20 protein-coding genes and 1 pseudogene are annotated in these 20,433 nt (G+C 38.7%); 12 read left to right on the forward strand and 9 right to left on the reverse strand.

The features are described from left to right. Positions 1 to 932 (forward strand): annotated as a pseudogene (locus VB691_RS09500) (hypothetical protein); the annotation flags it as partial. 46 nt (positions 933 to 978) lie between these two features. On the opposite strand, the gene ispE reads toward VB691_RS09500, so the two are convergent. Continuing rightward, positions 979 to 1,926, reverse strand: coding sequence for a 4-(cytidine 5'-diphospho)-2-C-methyl-D-erythritol kinase (gene ispE, locus VB691_RS09505; protein WP_323291251.1), 948 nt, complete (start codon positions 1,924 to 1,926; stop codon positions 979 to 981). Positions 1,927 to 1,984: 58 nt separating this feature from the next. Further along, positions 1,985 to 3,256, reverse strand: a complete 1,272-nt coding sequence (locus tag VB691_RS09510) for an ankyrin repeat domain-containing protein (RefSeq protein ID WP_323291252.1) — start codon at positions 3,254 to 3,256, stop codon at positions 1,985 to 1,987. Between the two features lie 223 nt (positions 3,257 to 3,479). On the opposite strand from VB691_RS09510, the gene glgA reads away from it, so the two are divergent. Continuing rightward, positions 3,480 to 4,952, forward strand: a complete 1,473-nt coding sequence (glgA, locus tag VB691_RS09515; RefSeq protein ID WP_323291253.1) for a glycogen synthase GlgA — start codon at positions 3,480 to 3,482, stop codon at positions 4,950 to 4,952. Positions 4,953 to 5,009: 57 nt separating this feature from the next. Here the strand turns inward: glgA and VB691_RS09520 are convergent, their stop codons facing one another. Both VB691_RS09520 and VB691_RS09525 read right to left on the reverse strand, forming a co-directional pair. Next, positions 5,010 to 5,510 (reverse strand): biopolymer transporter, encoded by a 501-nt coding sequence (locus VB691_RS09520; protein ID WP_323291254.1) that lies wholly within the window; start codon positions 5,508 to 5,510, stop codon positions 5,010 to 5,012. Positions 5,511 to 5,581: 71 nt separating this feature from the next. After that, entirely contained in the window at positions 5,582 to 5,719 is a 138-nt protein-coding gene (locus tag VB691_RS09525) for a photosystem II reaction center protein K (protein WP_323291255.1), read from the reverse strand. 157 nt (positions 5,720 to 5,876) lie between these two features. Here VB691_RS09525 and lgt point away from each other — a divergent pair, with 157 nt between their 5' ends. From lgt to rsmD, 3 genes are all read left to right on the forward strand, one after another. Continuing rightward, positions 5,877 to 6,713, forward strand: coding sequence for a prolipoprotein diacylglyceryl transferase (gene lgt / locus VB691_RS09530; protein ID WP_323291474.1), 837 nt, complete (start codon positions 5,877 to 5,879; stop codon positions 6,711 to 6,713). Positions 6,714 to 6,802: 89 nt separating this feature from the next. Then, the gene (gene hisH / locus VB691_RS09535) at positions 6,803 to 7,426 is read left to right on the forward strand and encodes an imidazole glycerol phosphate synthase subunit HisH (RefSeq protein WP_323291256.1); all 624 of its coding nucleotides are present in this window, start codon (positions 6,803 to 6,805) and stop codon (positions 7,424 to 7,426) included. Positions 7,427 to 7,456: 30 nt separating this feature from the next. Further along, complete coding sequence (gene rsmD / locus VB691_RS09540) at positions 7,457 to 7,987, forward strand: 16S rRNA (guanine(966)-N(2))-methyltransferase RsmD (RefSeq protein WP_323291257.1); 531 nt, start codon at positions 7,457 to 7,459, stop codon at positions 7,985 to 7,987. Here rsmD and VB691_RS09545 read toward each other — a convergent pair. From VB691_RS09545 to VB691_RS09555, 3 genes are read right to left on the reverse strand one after another with little or no spacing between them, the layout of a single operon-like run. Then, positions 7,978 to 8,733 carry a TIGR00297 family protein gene (locus VB691_RS09545; protein WP_323291258.1) on the reverse strand — a complete coding sequence of 252 codons (756 nt, stop codon included), beginning with the start codon at positions 8,731 to 8,733 and terminating at the stop codon, positions 7,978 to 7,980. The two genes, rsmD and VB691_RS09545, sit on opposite strands and share 10 nt — an antisense overlap. 29 nt (positions 8,734 to 8,762) lie before the next feature. Continuing rightward, the gene (locus VB691_RS09550) at positions 8,763 to 10,019 is read right to left on the reverse strand and encodes an FGGY-family carbohydrate kinase (RefSeq protein ID WP_323291475.1); all 1,257 of its coding nucleotides are present in this window, start codon (positions 10,017 to 10,019) and stop codon (positions 8,763 to 8,765) included. Beyond that, positions 10,019 to 10,450, reverse strand: a complete 432-nt coding sequence (locus VB691_RS09555; RefSeq protein WP_323291259.1) for an NUDIX hydrolase — start codon at positions 10,448 to 10,450, stop codon at positions 10,019 to 10,021. The genes VB691_RS09550 and VB691_RS09555 overlap by 1 nt, the downstream gene beginning before the upstream one ends. A 108-nt stretch (positions 10,451 to 10,558) precedes the next feature. Between VB691_RS09555 and VB691_RS09560 the strand changes: the two genes are divergently transcribed. Further along, a complete protein-coding gene (locus VB691_RS09560) occupies positions 10,559 to 12,163 on the forward strand; it encodes a peptide ligase PGM1-related protein (RefSeq protein WP_323291260.1) in 1,605 nt (534 codons plus the stop codon). Between the two features lie 60 nt (positions 12,164 to 12,223). Further along, positions 12,224 to 13,228 carry a pentapeptide repeat-containing protein gene (locus VB691_RS09565; protein ID WP_323291261.1) on the forward strand — a complete coding sequence of 335 codons (1,005 nt, stop codon included), beginning with the start codon at positions 12,224 to 12,226 and terminating at the stop codon, positions 13,226 to 13,228. A gap of 44 nt (positions 13,229 to 13,272) precedes the next feature. On the opposite strand, the gene VB691_RS09570 is transcribed toward VB691_RS09565, so the two are convergent. Continuing rightward, positions 13,273 to 13,866: a Uma2 family endonuclease gene (locus VB691_RS09570; protein WP_323291262.1), complete on the reverse strand. Its 594-nt coding sequence runs from the start codon at positions 13,864 to 13,866 to the stop codon at positions 13,273 to 13,275. Positions 13,867 to 13,965: 99 nt separating this feature from the next. Next, entirely contained in the window at positions 13,966 to 15,453 is a 1,488-nt protein-coding gene (gatB, locus tag VB691_RS09575) for an Asp-tRNA(Asn)/Glu-tRNA(Gln) amidotransferase subunit GatB (RefSeq protein ID WP_323291263.1), read from the reverse strand. Positions 15,454 to 15,656: 203 nt separating this feature from the next. Here gatB and VB691_RS09580 point away from each other — a divergent pair, with 203 nt between their 5' ends. The 5 genes from VB691_RS09580 to tadA all read left to right on the forward strand — a co-directional run bounded on the left by VB691_RS09580 (position 15,657) and on the right by tadA (position 20,082). Beyond that, positions 15,657 to 16,331, forward strand: coding sequence for a response regulator transcription factor (locus VB691_RS09580; protein WP_323291264.1), 675 nt, complete (start codon positions 15,657 to 15,659; stop codon positions 16,329 to 16,331). An 11-nt stretch (positions 16,332 to 16,342) separates the two neighbouring features. Further along, positions 16,343 to 17,680, forward strand: a complete 1,338-nt coding sequence (locus VB691_RS09585; RefSeq protein ID WP_323291265.1) for a HAMP domain-containing sensor histidine kinase — start codon at positions 16,343 to 16,345, stop codon at positions 17,678 to 17,680. Between the two features lie 276 nt (positions 17,681 to 17,956). Next, positions 17,957 to 18,463, forward strand: a complete 507-nt coding sequence (locus VB691_RS09590) for a pentapeptide repeat-containing protein (RefSeq protein WP_323291266.1) — start codon at positions 17,957 to 17,959, stop codon at positions 18,461 to 18,463. Between the two features lie 6 nt (positions 18,464 to 18,469). Beyond that, positions 18,470 to 19,597, forward strand: a complete 1,128-nt coding sequence (locus tag VB691_RS09595; protein ID WP_323291267.1) for a 5-(carboxyamino)imidazole ribonucleotide synthase — start codon at positions 18,470 to 18,472, stop codon at positions 19,595 to 19,597. Next, the gene (gene tadA / locus VB691_RS09600) at positions 19,594 to 20,082 is read left to right on the forward strand and encodes a tRNA adenosine(34) deaminase TadA (protein ID WP_323291268.1); all 489 of its coding nucleotides are present in this window, start codon (positions 19,594 to 19,596) and stop codon (positions 20,080 to 20,082) included. Before VB691_RS09595 ends, tadA begins: the two co-directional genes overlap by 4 nt. Positions 20,083 to 20,433: the final 351 nt, after the last annotated feature.

Consider the following 20,433-nt stretch of genomic DNA (forward strand, 5'->3'; position numbering starts at 1 on the left):
CCGGAAACTTTGACCGTTTAGCTTTCATGAATGATGATGATGCTAATGTCGGTGGTATCAGTCAGTTTCGTAATATTGAACTCTACGAAGCTGATAAATTAACTATCAACATTAACGGAAATTCAGAAACTAACTCCCTACAAACCTATGGAAATGCTTCCGTCTTAAATGGGAAATCTTCACCTCAAGATACTTCCCGATCAATTGTTACCTATGATGATCATGGTAACGAGGCCAAAATCAAGAACAATGGCTGGAAACAATTAGCTATTAATAATTATAATATTACAGCTAATACTGTTTTAAACTTTGAATTCCGTAGTACCAGTCAAGGAGAAATTCAAGGAATTGGTTTTGATAATAATGATAATGTTTTTGATAATACCAATACCCTCTTTCAACTCTATGGTACTCAAACTTGGGGAAATCAAGCCTTTAATAATTATGCGGCCAATGACAATTGGAAAGCTTATAGTATTAATGTTGGCGACTATTTTACCGGAAACTTTGACCGTTTAGCTTTCATGAATGATGATGATGCTAATGTCGGTGGAATCAGTCAGTTTCGTAATATTGTCTTGTCGGAAGAAGTTCCTAACTCAATGAATGTATCATCCGATCCTTTAACTGGTTTAGTTGAAACCAAAACTGGAACACCTAATGCTGATATTTTTGCTTTAGGAGATATTAATAAAGCATTTTATGACAGTTATGGGGAACAAGATTATGCAGATATTGTCGGGTTTAATTCTTCTCAAGATACCATTCAGTTACATGGTATAGCCAATGATTATTATCTCGGTTCTTCTCCTTTTGGAAGTAACGATCTAGCAATCTTTTTAAAGGTTGCTGGTATGGATGATGAATTAGTTGGGGTTGTCAAAGGGACAAATAATTTAGATTTAAACAGTAGTGCTTTTGCTTTTGTTTAGGTCTACATCTTTATGGTAGGGTGGGCAATGCCCACCTTACATTTATTTATATTGAAGCAACTTGAATGCCTGTACTTGATAGTTTAGTCACCCAAAATTCTAAGTCTGGATCTGTTATTTCTTGTCTCGCTTTTTGTTTGATTGTTTCTGCTTCTGCTTGAGAATTACACAAAGTAAACACCGTTGGCCCAGATCCTGACATCATAGTTCCCAGTCCCCCTGCTTGTTGTAAAATCTCTCTTAATTGAGCAACTTGGGAATATTCTGGTAACACTACTTTTTCCAAATCATTGTGTAATAAGTGACCAATTTTTGTGGCGTTTTTGTTACTAATTGCTTTCACCAAAGGGCCGGAATGAATTTGAGAAGTTCGAGATTGAATATTTTTTAAATCATTAATATAAGTCTCATTAAATTGTTGTTTATAGGTTTGATAGGCCCAAGGAGTAGATACAGAAATATTTTGATATTTTGCTAATACTACCCATAAACTATCTAAGTCTTGAATAGCATCTAACTTCTCTCCTCTTCCTGTAGCGATCGCTGTCCCACCTCCCACACAAAACGGCACATCAGATCCCAATTTTTCCCCTAGAAGTTGCAGTTGGGGTAAGGTTAATCCTAATTCCCATAATAAGTCTAATCCGACTAAAACTGCAGCCCCATCAGTTGAGCCTCCTGCCAACCCCGCAGCGACAGGAATTTGTTTATCAATGGTAATATCAACCCCGCCATAATTAGCAAAAGCTTCAGGAAATTCTTGAATCATTAATTGAGCCGCACGATAGGCTAAATTAGTCTGATCTAAAGGCACAAGTGGATGATTACAATGTAATTGAATTCCTTGAGTGCCATTGCCTCGAATTTCCAGGCGATCAGCCAATTCAATACTTTGTAAAATCATCACTAATTCATGATAACCATCGGGGCGATCGCCGATTATTTCTAGATATAAATTAATTTTAGCTGGAGCAATTAACGTATAAGTTCGCATGGTTAGGTATTAGGTGTTAGGTGTTAGGTATTAGGGGGTAGAAAAAATTGCTTTAAAATTATTTAGCACCTGCCTTTTTTAATAATTCCACAACTTCAGGATAATGATTATATTGAGCTAACATCAAAGCAGTATAGCCTCCCTGATTTCTTTCATCTAAATTAACCTTTCCAGTATCTAACAATATTTGAACTACATCAACATAACCGCGATGACTACCCCACATCAAGGCTGTGGCCGCTGTTGTATCCTTTAGCTGCACATCTGCTCCAGCTTTCAATAGAAGACGCATTAAGGTAATATTGCCCTTGTCTGCCGCCGTCATTAACCCCGTTTGTCCATTGGGAAAGCGCGTGTTAGGATCAGCCCCTGCGGTTAATAAAGCTTGAATCACCTCTAAATTGCCTTGGGTGATCGCCAAAGTTAGGGGAGTTTCGCCATAATTCTGACGGTTGGGATCTGCCCCTCGTTGGAGTAATTCTTTGACAATCATCGGGTATCCTTGTACCACCGCCAAAATTAAAGCTGTGTCGCCAAATTGATTAGCCTGATGGACATTTGCGCCCCCTTCTAATAAAGCCTTAACTGCCTCTAAATGCCCCTCTACGGTGGCATAATGCAAGGGGGTTTCTCCATCCTCATCTTTTCGATTTACCTCGGCTCCTGCGGCTAATAAAGCTTGGATAATGGCAGTTTTTCCTTCCGATGCTGCTAAAGATAACAGGGTTTCGCCTTCAGCATTGGGTTGATTAATATCTATTTGGGGAGTTAAGAGAGCTTGAAACGTCTTTAAGCTACCAGCACGGATCGCAACAATTAGGGCTTCTCGCTCATCTTCAAGGGCTGCTCCCGTTTGGCGTAATACCTCAATAACTGCGGGATAATCCCCTTTAATCGCCAACTTGAGGGCATCATCTCCATCTTTGTCTTGATGATTTATATTCGCCCCCGCAGCGATTAAAATTTTGACGATCTCTAAATAGCCTTTATAAGCGGCAATCATCAAAGCAGGGCTACCATCTTCATTAGTTTGGTTAACTGCTGCCCCGGCTGCCATTAAATCTTTGACAATATCAACCCTGTTAGCAGCCGCGGCCAACATTAAAGCACTGACTCCAGAAGGGATGCGCTTTTGGTTAACGTTGGCCCCTGCCTCCAAAAGACAACGCACTATTTCCTGATGTCCTCGCTGTGCCGCATACATTAAGGCACTGGTATTTTGTAAATCCGTTGCATTCACCTGCGCCCCTTTCGTTAGCAAGGTTTGCACTGTTGGACAGTCCCCTTGACGCGCCGCATTAACCAACTGAAAATCAACAGGTGAAACCATAGACCCCTTTCCCAAAAACTCATTCTTATTATGGTTCAGATTAGGGTAACACGGGTGAGAATAATTGTTGCAACGCTTCCCAAATCTATATCCAGACGGCACAACGTTCAATATAAACAAAACCATTAGGCAATTCTATGTCAGATTGACAGATTCCCTCTAAAATATTAAGAATTAATACAACAGCCCAGAAAAATCAAGAGGGATTAGATAAGAAACCACTATGTATATTGTCCAAATAGCCTCAGAATGCGCCCCCGTGATCAAAGCGGGTGGGTTAGGTGACGTGGTTTACGGGTTAAGTCGTGAACTCGAAAACCGCGGCCATTGTGTTGAATTGATTCTTCCCATGTATGATTGTATGCGCTACGACCATATCTGGGGGCTTCACGAAGCTTATCGGGATTTATTCGTACCTTGGTACGGTGGAACAATTCACTGTTCTGTTTTCTATGGTAAAGTGCATGGGCTGCAATGTTTCTTTATTCAACCCCACTCTGGTGATAATTTCTTTAATCGCGGTCATTATTATGGGGCCTTAGATGATCATTTTCGCTTTGCCTTTTTCAGTAAAGCAGCCTTAGAATTCTTACTTAAGAGTAATAAACGACCCGATATTATCAACTGTCATGATTGGCAAACGGGACTCGTTCCGGTGATGTTATACGAGATGTATAAATTTCATGGCATGGATCGACAACGGGTTAATTACACCATTCATAACTTTAAACATCAAGGCATTACCGGAATCGATGTTTTATGGGCCACGGGGTTAAATAATGACCTTTATTACCTCAATTATGATCGCCTACAAGACAACTTTAATGGTAGTGCCATCAACTTGATGAAAGGGGGAATTGTTTACGCTAATTATGTTAATACTGTTTCTCCTCATCATGGTTGGGAAGCCCGTTTTGGTAACGAAGGCTATGGCTTAGGCCATACTTTAGAAATCCATCAACAAAAATTTGGCGGGATTCTTAATGGACTCGATTATACTATCTGGAGTCCCGAAGTTGATACCTATATTCCCACTCAATACGGGGTTGAAGATTTTGAATTAAAAGCACAGAATAAAAAAGCTTTACGGGAACGCTTATTACTTCGGGATGAAGACAAACCTCTAATTGCTTATATTGGTCGTTTAGATGATCAAAAAGGTGTTCATTTAGTGCATCATGCCATGTATTATGCCCTAAAGCGTAACGCCCAATTTGTGTTATTAGGTTCAGCCACAGCCCCAGATATTAATAAGTGGTTCTGGCACGAAAAACACCACTTAAATAATAATCCTGATGTTCATTTAGAGCTTAGTTTTAATGAAGAATTATCTCACCTCATTTATGCCGGGGCAGATATGATCGTTGTTCCGAGTAATTATGAACCTTGTGGGTTAACCCAAATGATCGCCTTAAAATATGGCACTGTTCCCATTGTTCGTGGGGTTGGAGGATTAATTAATACTGTGTTTGATCGGGATTATGATGAGTTTCATCTCCCAGAAGAACGCAACGGTTATGTATTTTTCCAAACTGATTCTAGTGCCTTAGAATCAGCCATGCACCGCGCCTTAGAATTGTGGTATACCGACCGTGAGGGCTTTGATCGATTAGCTCAACAAGGTATGAAATATGACTACTCTTGGAATAACCCAGGAGATAAATATCTCAGTGTTTATGATTTTATTCGCGCTTAATCATTTTTAGCGGCGAAAACCCATAGGTATCATCAGCTTATGGGTTTTCTCTGCTTATTAGGGGGTATTACGTTCAACGATCGCAATATTCCATTCTCCTAATTGATTGGTTTGGAAAGCAACTTTGCTGCCGTCCCCTGTAATGGTAGGTTGTCTCACGGAACCCCGAACATTCGCACTAAGCAATTCTGAACGTTGCTTAAGGCGATCGTAAACCATAATATCGGGTTTACCCCGTTCGGTGGAAACGTAAGCGAGATAGCGTCCATCTGTACTTAAGGCGGGTTGATCTTGACTAGAGTCTCGACGGTTGAGGTTAGGAAGGGAAACCAAACGACGCTGTTCTAGGTCATAAAGATAGATGTCTCGATGTCCTTGACGATCTGAAGCAAAGGCCAAATATCGTCCATCACCACTATAAGCAGGATATTCTTCAGGGGACTTACTATTGACTCCACCTGTGAGAATTTGTGGGGTAATTAATAAAGGGTGATTACATCCAGTTAAAATAATTCCTAGGAATAGGATCACTGAGAAAGGGAACCGAATTGAGAGCATTCGTTAAAAATTGCAAAAAAACAAAAGGCATCTGTAGTAGATGCCTCCAGCTTGTCGAAATATTCAAGAATTTACTTGAAACCGACGGCAGCTTGCCAAACAAAGGCTAAGGCTAAGAAGAAAAGGGGAATGGTAGGGAGAACATCTACCAAGGGATCAAAAATTTGATAAGCTTCAGGCAATTTTGCTAATAATAAGGCTGCTTCCATATCTTTATGAACCTTTCCAACGCTTTTTTATCATGGATCATTCAAGATCCTACCATAAATTGAACCATCTTCCTACAAATCAAGAGACTTCATGATACAGTTAAGGCAAATCAACTTGTATGCTGGTTAGATGTCATTAGCTGACGTGCGATCGCTTATGCTATTAGGGTTTCAGTTTCAGTCTCCTGGCCCGATTTTATTTGAAGTAGGGCCCTTTGCTGTTCGTTGGTATGGCTTTTTAATCGCCTCTGCGGTATTAATTGGGGTGACGTTATCACAATGGTTGGCAAAACGTCGGCAGGTAAATCCTGATTTAATTGGCGATTTAGCCATTTGGTTAGTCTTAGGGGCGATTCCCTGCGCTAGACTTTATTATGTGATTTTTCAATGGCAAGAATACGCCCAACGTCCAGGGGATATTGTCGCTATTTGGAAGGGAGGAATTGCCATTCATGGGGCAATTATTGGGGGAACCTTAGCGGCGTTAATTTTTGCTCGTTTAAATAAGGTTTCTATCTGGCAATTGACGGATTTAGTAGTTCCCTCTTTAGCCTTAGGTCAAACTATTGGCAGATGGGGAAATTTCTTTAATTCTGAGGCCTTTGGTGCGCCGACTAATTTACCTTGGAAGCTTTATATTCCTGTTAGTAATCGTCCGGTTGAGTATCTTGCTTATGATTATTTTCATCCGACTTTTTTATATGAATCTCTCTGGAATTTGTTAGTATTTATTGTTTTATTAAGTTTATTTTTTTGGGGTTTAAAGCAGCCAAATAGGTTTAAACTTGGCACATTATCTTTGCTTTATTTAATTGCCTATAGTTGTGGTAGAGTTTGGATAGAAGGATTAAGAACCGATAGTTTAATGTTAGGCCCTTTGAGGATAGCACAAGTAATTAGTTTAGTGATGATTGGGTTAGGTTTTTGGGGTTTATTTTGGTTATATAAGCTTAAGAAACCGTTGCCTGATGTGGTGGCTAAAGTTAATAGTTGATCTCGCATTTTCTAGTCTAATAAAGTAGACTTTAATTGTCTCTAATAATATATTATTAGAAAAGAACCATCTCTTTTTAGCTGATATTTATGAGCTTTATTGCTGTTATTGATTATGATATGGGCAACCTGCACTCCGCTTGTAAAGGCTTAGAAAAAGCAGGAATTACCCCAAAAATCACTGATTCTCCTGAAGATTTGGCCAATGCTAAAGCAATTGTTTTGCCAGGGGTTGGGTCTTTTGATCCTGCGGTGCAACATTTGCGATCGCGTAATTTGGTTGAACCCATTAAAGCGGCGATCGCAGAAGGCAAACCCTTTTTAGGCATTTGTTTGGGGTTACAAATTCTCTTTGATGGGTCCGAAGAAGGTGAAGAACCAGGTTTAGGCATTATTCCTGGGATGGTTCGTCGTTTCCATTCTGAACCGGATTTAACCATTCCTCACATGGGCTGGAATCAGTTAAACTTGACACAATCGGATCTCAGGATCTGGCAAGGGTTGCCGAGTGATCCTTATGTTTATTTTGTCCATTCTTATTATGTCGATCCCGTTGATCCCCAAGTGCGGGCCGCTATGGTAACTCATGGCAGTCAAACGGTGACTGCTGCGATCGCTATTAATAATTTAATGGCGGTACAATTTCATCCAGAAAAATCCTCTGATAATGGCTTACAAATTCTGTCTAATTTTGTCAAATTGGTTAATAGTTGATAGATAATTAATTATTTACTATTGCCTATTATGAGAATTTATGGAAATCGACTGATCCAAACCTTACCAGGGGAGTTAACCCGTCCCACCTCTGCTAAGGTAAGAGAAGCCTTATTTAATATTTGGCAAGGACAAATAGAAGGATGTCGCTGGTTAGATTTATGTGCGGGTAATGGTTCAATGGGAGCAGAAGCATTATGTCGGGGTGCTAAGGAAGTGATTGGTATTGAAAAGTTGGGAAAAGCTTGTGCAATTATTAATAATAATTGGGATAAATTTGCTACTTCTGAACAACAATTCAAAGTGATTAGAGGGGATATTATAAAAGAATTTAAAAAATTAAGAGGACAACAATTTGATAGAATTTATTTTGATCCCCCTTATCGTAGTGAATTATATCAACCTGTTTTAGAAATCATTACGACTCAAAAAATTCTAGCGGAACAAGGAGAATTAGCCGTTGAACATAATCCTAAATTTTGGTTAGCAAAGGAGATAGAAGGATTAGAAATTTGTCGTCAAAAACATTACGGAAATACAAGTTTAACCTTTTATAAATAATAACTCCATAACCAAGCCATTAATATACCAAATACTGCCCCAATTAATGTATTAATAATATTGACAATTTCATTAGTCATCCATTGCCATTTTTCTTGTAAAGTAGCACCAATAACACTCTCTAAATTAGTGGCAATAAAAGCAGCAATTATACACCAAATAATCCCGATGAGGTTGATTAAACCTAAACCCCAACCTAACGCGGCAATAACCGCAGATGCAATCATTCCTGCTAAAGTTCCTTCTAAACTTATGGCCCCTTCTGTGCCTGGAGGAACGGGTTTTAAGGTAGTAATTAAAAAGGTGCGTTTTCCGTAGGCTTTTCCTACTTCTGAGGCCGTTGTATCGGAGAGTTTGGTGCTAAAACTTGCTACATAACCTAAGATTAATAATGATGGCCAAGGAGAGTCCATAAATAGGGTTCCTACGGCGCAAATGGTGGCGATTAAGGCTGACCCCCAAACATTCTCTGGCCCCCGCATTCCTGAGCGTTTTTCAGCAATTCCTGCGGCTTCTTTTTGGGCCATACCAATACGGGTTACTGCTGATCCCACTAAGAAATAAAACATCACAATTGTATAACCTTTCCAGCCCAAAGTTCCCCAGACAATTACCCCTAAAATCCAAGCATGAATATAACCCCACAGGGTTAATAATTTTTTCGGATAAATTAAGGCGATCGCCAACAAACTGCTATTTGATAGTATACCAATAATCCAAGGATTGGCGAAAGAAAATTCAACCATAATTGTGATTAATATATTTTTATCTTAGCTTAGCATAATCTACTTCTTTTGGCTAATAAAGCGGTTCCATAAGCAGCTTCAGTCTGGGGAGAAATGCTCACAGGAACGTTTAAATATTGTTCTCTGATTTTCGTCCAAGTTGGATTTTTAGCCCCACCCCCTGCGGTATAAACTTGAGTGACAGGGGTTGCTCCTAATTGTTGTAATTTTTGATAGCCAAGGGCTTCAATTTTTGCCATACTTTCTAATAATCCTTGTAAAAATATAACATAATTATCTGGTTTTGGTTCAAGGTTGGGTGATAAATTAGGGTCATTAATAGGAAATCTTTCCCCTGGCTTTAAAAGTGGATAATAATTCAAATTAGTGGTTTTATTTATGTCAATTTGCTTGCTTAATTTTTCTAATTCTTGACTGTTAAAAAACTGTTTTAAGACAGCACCCCCTGTATTAGATGCTCCTCCAGTTAACCATAAATCTCCCAATCGATGGCTATAAATTCCCGATGAACTATCATTAACAGGCCTCTGACTTAATAATTTCAAAACTAAGGTTGATCCGAGGGAGGTAACAGCTTCTCCAGGTTGATTAACTCCACTGGCTAAAAAGGCTGCTATACTATCTGTTGTGCCTGTACAAACAACACAATTGGGGTTAAAATTAAAGCGTTTTATTATGTCTGATTTGACAGTTGCTATAGCTGCACCTGGGGGTAAAACTTGGGGTAAAATTGCAGCAATTGGTAAGTTTAGTAACCAATTAGGATAACATAAATTTTCGACATCATAACCTAGTTTTAGGGCATTATGATAATCACTAATTCCCAGTTTTCCATGTAATAAAAATCCTAACCAGTCTGCTTGATGTAGGAAGTAATAACCTTGTTTAAATAGGGGAGTTTGAACCCACCAAAAAAGTTTGGCTAAACTTGAAGTAGCACTACAGACTAAATGATCTTTAGGTGCAATTTTTTTGATATTTTCTAAGACAATCTTTCCCCTGGCATCATTGTACCAAATGGGGTCATCTATGGGGTTTCCTAGCTGATCACAGAGTAAGACAGTTGAGGAAGTTCCATTAATGGCAATAGCAGCAATTTCTTGTCCTAGGTTTTTTGGAATATTATCTAATAGCTGATTAAGGGTATTTTCCCAAGTATAAACTAAATTATTAGACTGATTTTCTGTGAATAAACAATTGATTTCAAATTGAATATCCTCCAAGTTATTAATAACAATAGCTCTCGCCCCAGAGGTGCCAAAATCAATCCCTAAATATAACATAATTAGTGTAAATTAGGACGTAATTTGTGATGACGATAGGTTTGATAATCAGTCAAAATTTGATCATGATCAAAGCAAAGATTTTTCGGTAATTCCCAAAGATCAAAAATCCCAATATTTTTAGCATCATCTGCTGCTTTAGGTTGTCCCATTGCTGTGGCAATAAAGACAATACTAAGAGTATGCTTTCTCGTGTCTCGTTTGGGGTCAGAATAGACGTGAAATTGTTCAATTAATTTAACTGATAAACTCACCTCTTCCACCGCTTCTCGATAAGCAGCATTTTCGACAGTTTCTCCATAGTCAACAAACCCCCCTGGTAAAGCCCAACCATAAGGGGGATTTTTTCGTTCAATTAAAATAATCGGCCGATGGGGTTGATCCATTAGTTCGATAATGATATCTACTGTGGGAACAGGGTTCCGAAAAGTCATAAGTTTTTCCTGAGTCAAAACTGTTACTTAACTATACAATAAAAAGTAACAATGGGGGACAATTATCGCTAAAATAATAAAGGCAATAGGAACAAGATTTTAACGACCATGAGAACTGACGATGTTTCCCTTGATTCTCAAGTAGAAAAGTTTAATCAACTGCAAAATAAATTACGTCAATACTGGCAGGGAAAAGACCTCTTTGAACAAGATGGTTATGATATTTTAGTGATTCCTTCTTTCAGTATGGATCAAAAAGTGGGGCAAAAAGTTTCGGGTTTTCTTCATTATGAAGAACGATTATTATTTTCTTTAATTCGGTTGCGAAATCCCAAAACAAGACTCATTTATGTAACCGCACAACCTTTATCACCAATTATTATTGAATATTACTTACAATTATTGCCTGGAATTCCTTTTTCTCATGCCCGCGATCGCTTACTTCTTCTCACTACTTATGATAACTCTTTTAAGCCCTTAACACAAAAAATTTTAGAGCGTCCTCGCTTACTTGAACGCATTCGTCGCGCCCTTCGTCCTGATAAATCTTATATGGTATGTTTTAATGCCACTAAGTTAGAACAAGAATTATCTTTAAGTTTAGAAGTTCCCTTATTTGCTGCTTCTCCCCAATTAAATTATTGGGGTTCTAAAAGTGGCAGTAGAGAAATTTTTACCGAATGTTCTATTCCTCATCCTGATGGCAGCCCCTTAGTTAAAACAGTTGATGATCTAGTATTACAAACCAATCAATTATGGGAACGCCAACCTAATTTACAGAGAGTTGTGGTGAAACTTAATGAAGGATTTTCAGGGGAAGGAAATGCTGTATTAAATTTAAACCATTTAAAAGAATTTGCACCAAATAAAGGATATAAACTTGATAGAATAGCAGCCATTAATAATAATTTAAAAAACTTGAGTTTTCAAGCAAAAGATGAAACTTGGTCTAACTTTTCTAGTCGAATACCCGAATTAGGAGCCATTGTTGAGGCTTTTATTGAAGGGGAAGAAAAGCGTTCTCCTAGTGTCCAAGGTTATATTACACCTAAAGGAGAAGTGAAAATCCTATCCACCCATGATCAAATTTTAGGGGGCCCTGATGGACAAATTTATTTAGGTTGTCGTTTTCCGGCTGATCAAGGCTATCGTTTACAACTTCAAGCTTTAGGCTTAAAAATTGGTCAAGCACTCGCCAAACGGGGCGCAATGGAACGGTATGGGGTTGATTTTTTAGCAGTTCGTAAGTTAACCAATAAAGGAGAAGAATGGGAAATTGAAGCCATTGAAATTAACTTACGGAAAGGGGGGACAACTCATCCATTTATGACCCTTAAATTGTTAACAAATGGCAGTTATGATGAAAGCACAGGGTTATTTTATACCCAACAAGATCAAGAAAAATATTATATTGCTTCCGATAATTTACAAAAGCCTCAATATGCTGGATTATTACCCGATGATTTAATGGATATTATTGCTAAACATCACTTACATTTTGATAGTAGCACTAAGACAGGAACCCTGTTTCATTTAATGGGGGCTTTATCTGAATTTGGCAAATTAGGGTTAACTTGTATTGGTAATTCCTTAGCTGAAGCTGAAGCCATTTATCAACAGGTAGAAGACGTTTTAGACAAGGAAACTGGAATAATGAACGACGGTTCAGGAGAATTAATTGCCCCAAATATCCCCATTATTTGGACATTATGAGTTAAAATGTTATGATAAGAATAAAAGATCAATTCCTCCTTAAATTTAGGGAAATCAACCATGTATAGCTTTAATTATGACAGTGAATTTACAGAGATAAATCTATTATATAACCTAGAAAATACCACTGCTGAACTGATTATTAAGGAGAGTCTTCTCGTTAATGAAGTTGTCAACTTTAAACATAAAAAAAGAAAAGTTCAAAAGGTTCTTGGGCAGTTAAAGAAGCTTGCTGGCAATGTTGAGCTAACTATTGATAAGGTAGAAGGAGAGGAATTAACTATTAAAATAGAAGGCTCAGAAGTTATCTTAAACCAATTAAAAAACTTATTTATATCAGGTGAATTTACGGAAATTTCAGGGGTTGTGATCAAGGATTTTAATCTAGTCAATATCAATGATTCTCCCTTAGATAATATCCTAGAATTCGATCCTCAATCTCGCCTTATTCAAGAAATTATGACCCAAGGAGCGAATGATCGAGACTTAAGAGAAGTCAATCTGAGTGGGGCAAATTTAAGCCAGGCAACCTTTATTTTAGCCGACCTTAGATGGGCAAATTTCATGGGGGCTGATCTCAGTGGGGCCAATTTCATGGGGGCCGATCTCAGTGGGGCTGATTTGATCGGGGCTGATCTCAGTGGGGCGAATCTGATGGGAGCCAAGCTGACGGAAGCAAACCTTAAAGGAGCCGATTTAAGTCAAGCGAATTTGCAAGAAGTTGACTTAAGTTGGGCAGATTTGAGTGAAGTTAATCTAATTGGGGCAAATTTAAGTCAAGCAAACCTAAAAGGGGCGATTTTGAGTGGTTCGATCCTCAGTCGTACTAATTTAAGTGGCTCAAATTTGAGTGAGGCGATTTTGAGTAGTTCGATCCTCAGTCGCACTGATTTAAGTGGCTCAAATTTGAGTGAAACAAATCTCAGTGAAGCTTATTTGAGTGAGGCAAATCTGAGTGGAGTTAACTTAGAAAAAACCAAGGTTAACCATGCTCAATTTGGTAATAATCAGGGTATTAATGATATTTTGAAACAGGATTTAATTGAACGCGAGGCAATTTTTTAAGAAGACTAAACAAAACTTATTAACAAAATATTAGTTTTATATGTTTAGAGTTCGAGTGACTCAAATTTGACTTTATCATAGAGTTCACCAAGGTTAATTACAAACTCAAAAGAAGCAAGAGATAAGGGAGTTTCTTCTGCATCATATTCGAGAAATAGCCATTTTTTGGGTTCTGTTTTATAGTAATGTTCAACTTGCATTTTATATTGATCAATTAAGATATATTCTTGAAAACTAGGAAGGGTACGATAAGCAGCAAATTTATCAGATCTATCATAGTCTTTGGTTGACTTTGATAGGACTTCAGCGATTATTAATGGGTTAGTAATTGTATCTTTTCGTCCTTCTTGAAATTCTAATTCTCCTGAAACAATCATCACATCAGGATAGGTATAGATCCGCTTTTGAGGAATCCAAAGTCGTTGATCAGTTACAAAAACTTGATAAGGTTGACGCTTGAGGGCAAAGTTTAAAGAAGCGTAAAAATTTCCAGCAATTTGATTATGATTTGGAGTTCCACCTGTCATTAAATTAACCTCACCATTAACATATTCGTGGCGTTCTTCTGAATTAATTTCTAATTCTAAATATTCTTCAATTGTGTAGATTTTTCGTTCTTCTAATAGTTGCATAATCATCAATTTCCCAATAAACATTAAATATTGTAAGGGCGGGTTTTTCTTAAATATTCTGATGCTAATAAATCAGTTATATGAACCCACCCTTAAAAATCAGAATTACTGATTCAATTTTTTGTCAACTAATTGGTTGGTTAATTTAGGATCGGCCCTTCCTCCTGTTTTCTTCATTACTTGTCCCACAAAGAAACCTTTTAAGTTAGTTTTACCGTTACGGAATTTCTCGACTTCTGAAGGGTTAGCGGCGATAATTTCATCAATTATTGTTTCTAATTCCCCTGTATCAGAAATTTGGGTCATGCCTTTTTTCTCGACAATTTTCTGAGGAGAACCGCCTTTTTCTAACAACTCAGGTAGAATTTCTTTGGCAATTTTACCGCTAATAGTTCCTTTTTCAATTAACTGCACTAACTCCCCTAAACTCTCCGGTTTTAGGGCAATTTCTGTGATGGTTAACTTATTATTGTTGAGGTAAGCAGCAATATCTTGTGTCACCCAATTTGCGACTAATTTTCCATCGGCCCCCATCTTAATTGCTGTTTCATAATATTCAGCAACCTCTCGATCATCTGTTAATACCCGCGCATCATAAGCAGATAGTCCGAAAACTTCTTCATAACGCTTTCTTTTTTGGGCTGGTAGTTCCGGTAATTCTTTTTTCCAAGCTTCTAATTGTTCCTTAGAAACTTCCAGAGGAGGTAAGTCAGGTTCGGGGAAATAACGATAGTCGCTTGACCCTTCTTTTTTCCGCATACTGAAAGTTTGTTGACTATTTTCATCCCATAAACGGGTTTCTTGATAGATGGGTTCGTTATTTTCAACTGCTTCAGTTTGCCGTTCAATTTCGTATTCAATGGCTTTTTGAATGGCACTAAAAGAGTTCATATTTTTAATTTCGACCTTAGTACCAAATTCTTTTTGTCCTACGGGACGCACAGAAATATTTACATCACAACGCAAAGAACCCTCTTGCATATTGCCGTCACTAATGCCTAAATAACGCACTAAACGGCGCAATTCTTGGGCATATTCGGCAGCTTCTTGGCCTGTTCTTATATCGGGTTCTGATACAATTTCTAATAAGGGGACTCCGGTACGATTAAAGTCTACTAAAGAATGGGTTGAACCCGCCAGGCGATCGCTTCCCGCATGGACTAATTTTCCTGCGTCTTCTTCCATGTGTAAACGGGTGATCCCAATGGTTTTATGAGACACTTGTTTTGTCTTTTTATCCACTAATTCAATTTCCAGAAAACCCTTTTCTACAATGGGGAGATCGTATTGAGAGATTTGGTAATTTTTGGGGAGATCGGGATAAAAATATTGTTTGCGATCAAACTTACTATAAGGGGTGATGCTGGCATTAATGGCTAATCCTAGCTTAACGGCTGCGGCTAAGACTTGCTCATTGAGGACGGGTAATACCCCTGGATAACCTAAGCAGACGGGACAAACATTGGTGTTAGGGGGGCTATCAAATTTCGTGGAACAGTGACAGAATATTTTACTGGTGGTATTGAGTTGACAGTGAGTTTCTAGTCCGATCACGGCTTCGTATTCGGTTTTAACGGGTGTTGCGGTAGTCATGGACAAATCTTTTATAAGGGTTAAATAGACGCTAATTTCTTTCCTTATTATACCGTTTTCCAGAATTAAACCTCTGATGATACAAATTTCAATCTGGCAATCTTAAGAAAGTTAATCATTAATGAGTTATCAGTGAACACTTATCAATTAGCATTCTATTTTATAATATAAATAATTAGAAAGAATGTGATACTTTAATCGTCATGAGAATTCTTTTAGTCGAAGATGATGAACGAATTGCCACTGTTTTAGCAGCTAGTCTCAAAGAGCAACGATATATGGTAGATGTAGCAGAAGATGGAGAAAAAGGATGGGAATTTGTAGAAGTATTGCCCTATGATTTAATCCTTTTGGATGTCATGTTACCCAAACTGGATGGGATTAGTCTTTGTCAACGCTTAAGACAAGCAGGATATACTACCCCTGTCCTTATGTTAACCGCAAGAGATACCAGTGAAGACAAAGTAATGGGACTCGATGTCGGGGCGGATGATTATGTAGTTAAACCCTTTGATTTACCGGAATTAGCTGCTCGAATTCGCGCCCTTTTAAGACGAGGAAATGTCAGCTTACAGCCTGTTTTAGAATGGGAACAATTACGCCTTGATCCGAGTATATATGAAGTCAATTATGCAGATAAACCTTTACATTTAACCCCGAAAGAGTATAGCTTATTAGAGTTATTTTTACGCAATTATAATTTAGTCCTAAGTCGCAGTGCCATTCTCGATCATCTCTGGTCATTGGAAGATCCCCCTAGTGAAGAAGCGGTTAAAGTTCATGTTAAAGATTTACGGAAAAAATTAAGGAAAGTTGGCGCACCCCCTGACTTTATTGAGACAGTATATGGGTTAGGTTATCGACTAAAACAACGTTAAAGGTTATCACCATGAAAAATCAAGCCAAACCCCAGATTGTTAATGGTCAATTTAAAGCTTTACGCTGGCGTTTATTGCTATCCTATCTCTTAGTAATGGTCGCCATTCGCTTAATTTCAGATGCACTGGTCTATCAATTTTTTGCTCGTAGTTTGTACCAACAATTAGATAACAGTTTACTGAATTTAGCTCAATCTGCTTCTCACAGTTTAATAGCAATTAAAAACAACCCCAAAACCATTAATAATCCTCCTTATCGTGAATTAGATCAAGATGGAGACTTAGATATTCCCTGGCAAAATTTGCGTCAGCTAGAACAAAGCGTAGAATGGTTTGATGAGCAACAGCAACCCTTAGCTCATTCAGGAAGTCTAAAACCCAGCGGGCCCCTACAAATGGGGTTCCATAGTGTACAACAAGGGTTCCATAGCGTACAACAAGGACAGATTCGGACTGTAACCATTGTCGCCTATCACGAACCTGAAGCTCAGGGACACTTAGAAGGATACGTCCGTGTCAGCGAGTCTACAGCGTCCGTAGAAGCGGTTTTAGATAGATTACGCTTAGAATCAACCTTGGGGGGAATTATTGCCCTAGGATTGATTAGTGTGGGGGGAATGTGGCTAACCCAACAGTCCCTTAAACCCATTGAGCAAAGTTTTCAGCAGTTGAAACAGTTTACGGCCGATGCGTCCCATGAGTTACGCAGTCCCCTCACCGTCATCAAAACTTCCGTAGACGTTTTACACACTCATGGCGATCGCTTTCATCGAGATGACCTTCCCAAACTCGATCTTATCCTCAATGCTACCCATCAAATGTCTCTCCTCGTAGAAGATTTATTATTGTTAGCTCGTATGGATGGACAACGGGTGATGTCTCGTCAACAATGGAAAACTATCCCTCTAATAGAATTATTAGAAGATGTGGTGGAATTTTTGGAACCGAATGCTGATCAGAAAAATATTGCCCTCAAATTGTACTGTTTAAGGGAAGCAAGGGTTAAAGGTGACGGCCATCAATTGTTACGATTGTTTTCTAACCTGGTGGAAAATGGACTGCAATATACCCCAAAAGGAGGAATGGTCAAAGTTTCCCTGACTCAAGCTGATAAATCTGCGGTGGTGATAATAGAAGATACAGGCATTGGCATTGCACCAGAAAATTTACCCTATATTTTTGATCGCTTATGGCGTGAAGAATTGGCCCGGACTTACCGTCCCCAAGGATCAGGGTTAGGACTGGCGATCGCCCAAGCTTTGGCCCAACATCACGGAGGTGAAATTACCGTTAATAGTAAAGTGGGCATTGGTAGCCGTTTTCAGGTGCGTCTTCCCCTCGTAACTTAGAGATAGTTGAATCAACCCTAGTTCTTTACCCTCTCTCCTTAAAGTAATAGATAACGAAGCACAGATCATTACTAATTTTCAAGGAGTAAAGACAGATGGATCGTGAAGATGGACAAGTTCTTTGGATTACAGTAATCACTTCAGTTTTCTCTTTATTTCTGACCCTTGTTGTTGCCTTTTAAGTCAGATCTTACTTTCTTCCCCCACTCCCCCCATGACCCTTTTACCGATAAAATTAAAAATAGTGATCTCGATACAGAACAAACTGTTAATTTTATGCAATATCTCCTCAAACTCGCAATATTTACCCTCTCCTTTCTCTGGTTAATCTCTCCCCTCTCTGCCTATGCAGCAAGTTCTTCCGCAGTAACAGGGGCAGCAGCTTCCTATGAAAATGTTAAGCTCATTGGGGAGGATTTTTCGGGTAAAGACCTGACAACTGTCCAATTTACCAATGTAGATCTGACAGAATCTAATTTCAGTAATGCGGATTTACGGGGGGCCGTGTTTAATGGCTCTGCTCTCACTGATACTAACTTTCATGGGGCAGACTTAACCAATGGGTTAGCTTACCTTACCAGTTTTAAAGGGGCAGATTTAACTGATGCTGTCCTAGCTGAAGCGATTATGCTGCGAACAAGGTTTGATAATGCTAAAATTACGGGGGCTGATTTTAGTCTGGCAGTGTTAGATGGCTATGAAGTTCTTCAACTTTGCGATCGCGCTGACGGGGTAAACTCCAAAACTGGGGTCAGTACCCGTGAGTCTTTAGGATGTCTATAAGTATTAATGAGTATTAAGCGTGTTGGTGTTATTGGTGGGGGTCAATTAGCCTGGATGATGGCAGGTGCGGCCCAAAAATTAGGGGTTGATCTCATTATTCAAACCCCTCATCAGGATGATCCGGCAGTGGCGATCGCCAATCAGGTCATTTTTGCCTCTATTGATGATGCTAACGCTACGGCTAAATTGGCTGAACAATGCGATGTTATTACCTTTGAAAATGAATTTATTGATTTAGATGCCCTCAAAAAATTAGAAGCTACGGGGGTCTGTTTTCGTCCCAGTTTATCGGCTTTATCCCCTTTATTGGATAAATATCAACAACGCAGTTATTTACAAAATATTGGTATTCCTGTTCCTTTATTTGCCTTGTTAGATAACCCCTCATCCCTTAATTTTGCTTTTCCTGTCGTAGTAAAAGCCCGTCGTCATGGTTACGATGGTCAAGGGACATTTATCATTAACACCTCCACAGAATTAACCGCACTTTTTCAACCCTTAAAGGACGTTCCCTTGATGGTTGAAGAATATATCCCTTTTGAGGGAGAATTGGCTATCATGGCTGCGCGGAATGCCTCTGGTGAGGTGATTACTTATCCGGTGGTAGAAACCTATCAACAAGATCAAGTTTGTCGTTGGGTGATTGCTCCTGCTAATATTGCTGAAACCGTTACAATACAAGCAAAACAAATCGCTGAGCATTTATTAACTCAATTAGATTTTGTGGGAATTTTTGGCATTGAGTTCTTTTTAACTTCAGAAGGCAAGTTATTAGTTAACGAAATTGCCCCCAGAACCCATAATTCCGGCCATTATACCCTAGATGCTTGTGATGTCTCTCAGTTTGAAATGCAGTTAAGAGCAGTAACAGAACATCCATTAGGCTCAAGTGAGTTAAACTGTTTAGGGGCAGTCATGGTTAATTTATTGGGCTATGAAAATTCTCACCATGATTATGCAGAGAAACGAGCTAAAATTGCTGAAATTCCCCACGCTTATCTGCATTGGTACGGGAAAACTGAGTCTCGTCTCGGACGGAAGTTAGGTCATGTGACAGTGTTAATTAAAGATACTCATACAGACCCAAAAGCGATCGCTAAAACGATAGAATCTATTTGGTATTGTCAAGAATGAAGCCTGATCCTTGGGGTGATTATGACACTCATCGTCAATGGATGCAACAAGCCTTAATTTTAGCAAAGAAAGCAGGAGAATCAGGGGATGTTCCCGTTGGGGCAATTATTATTAATGGCCAGGGAAATTTGATCGCTCAGGCATACAATTGTAAAGAGCAAAATCATGATCCGACGGGTCATGCAGAAATTATAGCCCTTCGTGTAGCCAGTCAAAAATTACAGTCTTGGCATTTAGAAGAATGTACCCTCTATGTTACCTTAGAACCCTGTATTATGTGCGCTGGTGCCATCATTCAGTCTCGCTTAGGGTTATTAGTTTATGGAGTAGATGATCCCAAGTCGGGAACTATTCGCACTGTCTTAAATTTACCTGATAGTGCTGCCTCTAATCATCGTTTATCCGTGCTTTCGGGCATTCTTGAAGGAGAATGTCGTCAACAGTTACAAGGGTGGTTTAAACAAAAAAGAGTCACCAATAATTAGTCATTTACTGCTTTTTTTGTCAAGCTCAATTTACAATTCTTATTGCTGAGTACGAAAATACTAAAAATATTTTCTAAAAAATTGTCCGATTTGGCAGCGATCGCCTTCTTCGTAAAAATTGTAAACCCAGGCGGAGACTAGGTTTTAAGAGGGGCATAATCTTTTAGTTATAGGAAGCCCTAATCTATAGCATTAATACCTTAACACGAAAATAACAAAAATGTCAAAATTAGTCAAATTCTGGCAAAATCGCCGATATCAAAAATTTGATTAAGGTTTGTAACAGCGAAGCTTTTTTGAACCTCCACGCACCTTTAGGCGAGTGGATTCCCATATAGACTCTTAACTAGA

The sequence above is a fragment of the Crocosphaera sp. XPORK-15E genome (assembly GCF_034931425.1).
GTDB lineage: Bacteria > Cyanobacteriota > Cyanobacteriia > Cyanobacteriales > Microcystaceae > UHCC-0190.

What these genes read in the sequence shown, in the direction of transcription:
- ispE (WP_323291251.1), bottom strand. Translation starts at nt 1,926, where the DNA reads ATGCGAACTTATACGTTAATTGCTCCAGCTAAAATTAATTTATATCTA.
- VB691_RS09510 (WP_323291252.1), bottom strand. Translation starts at nt 3,256, where the DNA reads ATGGTTTCACCTGTTGATTTTCAGTTGGTTAATGCGGCGCGTCAAGGG.
- glgA (WP_323291253.1), top strand. Translation starts at nt 3,480, where the DNA reads ATGTATATTGTCCAAATAGCCTCAGAATGCGCCCCCGTGATCAAAGCG.
- VB691_RS09520 (WP_323291254.1), bottom strand. Translation starts at nt 5,510, where the DNA reads ATGCTCTCAATTCGGTTCCCTTTCTCAGTGATCCTATTCCTAGGAATT.
- VB691_RS09525 (WP_323291255.1), bottom strand. Translation starts at nt 5,719, where the DNA reads ATGGAAGCAGCCTTATTATTAGCAAAATTGCCTGAAGCTTATCAAATT.
- lgt (WP_323291474.1), top strand. Translation starts at nt 5,877, where the DNA reads ATGCTATTAGGGTTTCAGTTTCAGTCTCCTGGCCCGATTTTATTTGAA.
- hisH (WP_323291256.1), top strand. Translation starts at nt 6,803, where the DNA reads ATGAGCTTTATTGCTGTTATTGATTATGATATGGGCAACCTGCACTCC.
- rsmD (WP_323291257.1), top strand. Translation starts at nt 7,457, where the DNA reads ATGAGAATTTATGGAAATCGACTGATCCAAACCTTACCAGGGGAGTTA.
- VB691_RS09545 (WP_323291258.1), bottom strand. Translation starts at nt 8,733, where the DNA reads ATGGTTGAATTTTCTTTCGCCAATCCTTGGATTATTGGTATACTATCA.
- VB691_RS09555 (WP_323291259.1), bottom strand. Translation starts at nt 10,450, where the DNA reads ATGACTTTTCGGAACCCTGTTCCCACAGTAGATATCATTATCGAACTA.
- VB691_RS09560 (WP_323291260.1), top strand. Translation starts at nt 10,559, where the DNA reads ATGAGAACTGACGATGTTTCCCTTGATTCTCAAGTAGAAAAGTTTAAT.
- VB691_RS09565 (WP_323291261.1), top strand. Translation starts at nt 12,224, where the DNA reads ATGTATAGCTTTAATTATGACAGTGAATTTACAGAGATAAATCTATTA.
- VB691_RS09570 (WP_323291262.1), bottom strand. Translation starts at nt 13,866, where the DNA reads ATGATTATGCAACTATTAGAAGAACGAAAAATCTACACAATTGAAGAA.
- gatB (WP_323291263.1), bottom strand. Translation starts at nt 15,453, where the DNA reads ATGACTACCGCAACACCCGTTAAAACCGAATACGAAGCCGTGATCGGA.
- VB691_RS09580 (WP_323291264.1), top strand. Translation starts at nt 15,657, where the DNA reads ATGAGAATTCTTTTAGTCGAAGATGATGAACGAATTGCCACTGTTTTA.
- VB691_RS09585 (WP_323291265.1), top strand. Translation starts at nt 16,343, where the DNA reads ATGAAAAATCAAGCCAAACCCCAGATTGTTAATGGTCAATTTAAAGCT.
- VB691_RS09590 (WP_323291266.1), top strand. Translation starts at nt 17,957, where the DNA reads ATGCAATATCTCCTCAAACTCGCAATATTTACCCTCTCCTTTCTCTGG.
- VB691_RS09595 (WP_323291267.1), top strand. Translation starts at nt 18,470, where the DNA reads ATGAGTATTAAGCGTGTTGGTGTTATTGGTGGGGGTCAATTAGCCTGG.
- tadA (WP_323291268.1), top strand. Translation starts at nt 19,594, where the DNA reads ATGAAGCCTGATCCTTGGGGTGATTATGACACTCATCGTCAATGGATG.